Origin of the sequence: Dermabacter sp. HMSC06F07, assembly GCF_001807345.1 — a bacterium.
Lineage (GTDB): Bacteria > Actinomycetota > Actinomycetes > Actinomycetales > Dermabacteraceae > Dermabacter > Dermabacter hominis.
In genome coordinates this window covers 1-2,045 of the sequence record NZ_KV788575.1, presented here as the reverse complement: position 1 = coordinate 2,045, position 2,045 = coordinate 1, and the positions used below count along the sequence as shown (strand labels likewise).

The 2,045-nt window shown below is 57.1% G+C and carries 3 protein-coding genes; all 3 read left to right on the top strand.

Translation table 11 applies throughout. The features are described from left to right. On the top strand, nt 1–341 hold a 341-nt coding region (locus HMPREF3157_RS10605; RefSeq protein ID WP_210386255.1), incomplete at its 5' end, for a hypothetical protein. 744 nt (nt 342–1,085) lie between these two features. Then, nucleotides 1,086–1,304 (top strand): hypothetical protein, encoded by a 219-nt coding sequence (locus HMPREF3157_RS10365; protein WP_141740587.1) that lies wholly within the window; start codon nt 1,086–1,088, stop codon nt 1,302–1,304. Further along, on the top strand, nt 1,301–1,747 hold the full coding sequence (locus tag HMPREF3157_RS02295; RefSeq protein WP_070435429.1) for a hypothetical protein: 447 nt from the start codon (nt 1,301–1,303) through the stop codon (nt 1,745–1,747). Before HMPREF3157_RS10365 ends, HMPREF3157_RS02295 begins: the two co-directional genes overlap by 4 nt. Nucleotides 1,748–2,045 lie beyond the last annotated feature (298 nt).

The window sequence follows — 2,045 nt, the reverse complement described above, 5'->3', positions numbered from 1 at the left end:
CACCCGTCGACCAGCCAGCACCGGCACCCGCTCCGGCGGCACCCGCCCCTGCGCCAGCACCCGAGCCGGCGCCCGCGCCAGTGGCACCAGCACCAGCACCGGCACCGCGTCCCGCAGATCCGGTTTCGGATGCCCTGGAAACGCTTGGCAACGCAGCAACCCACGACTTCTTCGAGTTCCGCAACGAGGTCATCGACCAGATCTCAGCAATCGATGGAGTCGACGGCGATGCGGTGCGCGCGTTTGCTGACGACCCCGAAGGTTTTGCCCAGAACCGGGCTGACCAGGCATACGAGGACTTCCTTGCCGCGAACCCCGCGGCTAAGCAGCTCGTTCCGTAGAACGAGATGTAAAAGTCACAGCGTGAGCAGTCCCGAGAGCGTCTTTGGCATCGAGCTAAGGCGCCTCTCGGGGCTGCGCCCTTTATATAGCCAAAAGTTTGCACCATGTTCAAACCGCTCATGCCTCGGCGTTCGGTTCTACGAACTTCCTCGAATTCGATCCGTTCAAATAGCGCTGCGGTAATGTGCCTACCTTCGACATCAATTGAGTACCTAAGCGAGTGCAAGCTCGCAAAGGGGTGCAATTCTAGGTGCGGACCGGGCACTTTCACCCATCCCCGAGTCTTAGCCCCTCTACTCCCTGATGGCGCTAAAGCTCCAACGCGGTCTGCATCAGGATCTCAAGCCACAAAACAGTAATCATTGAACCGAGGAGAAGAGGCCCCCTAGAGACCTTAGCTTCGCAAGTTCGGAGCGCCAAATATACACGTTGCGCTCAGTAGGACTCCCACGTCGATGCCAAACGAAAAGTGCTCGTTCCGATCGGCGAGCCGGCTCCACTCAATTGGATCAGGCAACTGTAGGAACTTCCGTCGAGCTACCTCTAAGAACCGATAGGATTCACGTATGACTGCGATCCATGCCCCTTGGGCGGGTACACCCACAGAGCGTTTTGAATATTGCGTCCGCAATGGCCTCGAAGAGACCGACCACCTCGAAGTCTTGACCACATTTCTTGTTCACACGAAGTCAGGTCAGCTGTATGACACTTCACTTGCGAAGTTTGCAGGCAAGGATCCTTACATGGTGAACCTTGCATTCGGCAGGGACCAACGAAAGCTCCTGCTCGAGGTCTTTCTCGAAAAGCAGGTGCACAAAGACAGGGCCGCAACTCTCGTCGCCCGGTTCGACCTCGAGCAAGACACATTTACCTACAATTACGTGGACAATTTTGGAGGCGACGAGCAACCCGTGAGCGCTCAGGACCTCCTCGAACTCGCAGAGGAGCTACGTAAGCAATGACCCAAAGCCCCTCGCACGATAGCAGTAGCCTTTCTCGCGACGAGGATAAGCGTCTCCGGGAGCTTGCGGAAGCCCTCCAACTCGACGTTCAAGATTTCATTGGCGAGTGGGATGCGTTCACCGCGGTCTTCACAGTCGCCGACGGTCTCGACGGTCTCACGCTTCAGCAAGTCGATCCAATTTTCTACTTGAAGAACGGCGCCTTCACTCACGGCGTGTTCTCTCGCAAAATTCTCGAAGTTCCTGTTGTTCGATACGTGGAGGCCCGATCACATGATCGGCCCTTCGACATCGCCGTCGTCTTTTTCACGTACGACGCGGAAACCAAGGGCATCGAAACTCGCGTGTTCTGGGATAACGAGGCCGTCACATTCCTCGTCACCCCCGACACGTGGACCAGCGTGGCGCAGGTTGCGAATCCGTATCGCGACAAGAAAGCCTAAAAGCAGCGCACCCCAAGCACACCGGCCCCCGCAGTGGCATGACCCAGCGGGAGCCACGACGCCTTAGTCGTCTCCTAGCAATGCGCCGCAGGAGGAAAACGTTGCCTTCAAGGTCGGCGTCTCAAGCGAGATTCATAGGCAGAGAAAGCGCTTTGAATGCAACGTCACCTAGCCCTGGCGTGAATATACGGTGGTGGGTGAACATCGCGGAAACTTCTTGCAAAATGGTTTCTCTTCGGGTGGTGCACGGCACGTCGGCTCTGTACTTTGTAACGGTCAGATAACGGGACGTGTGTCC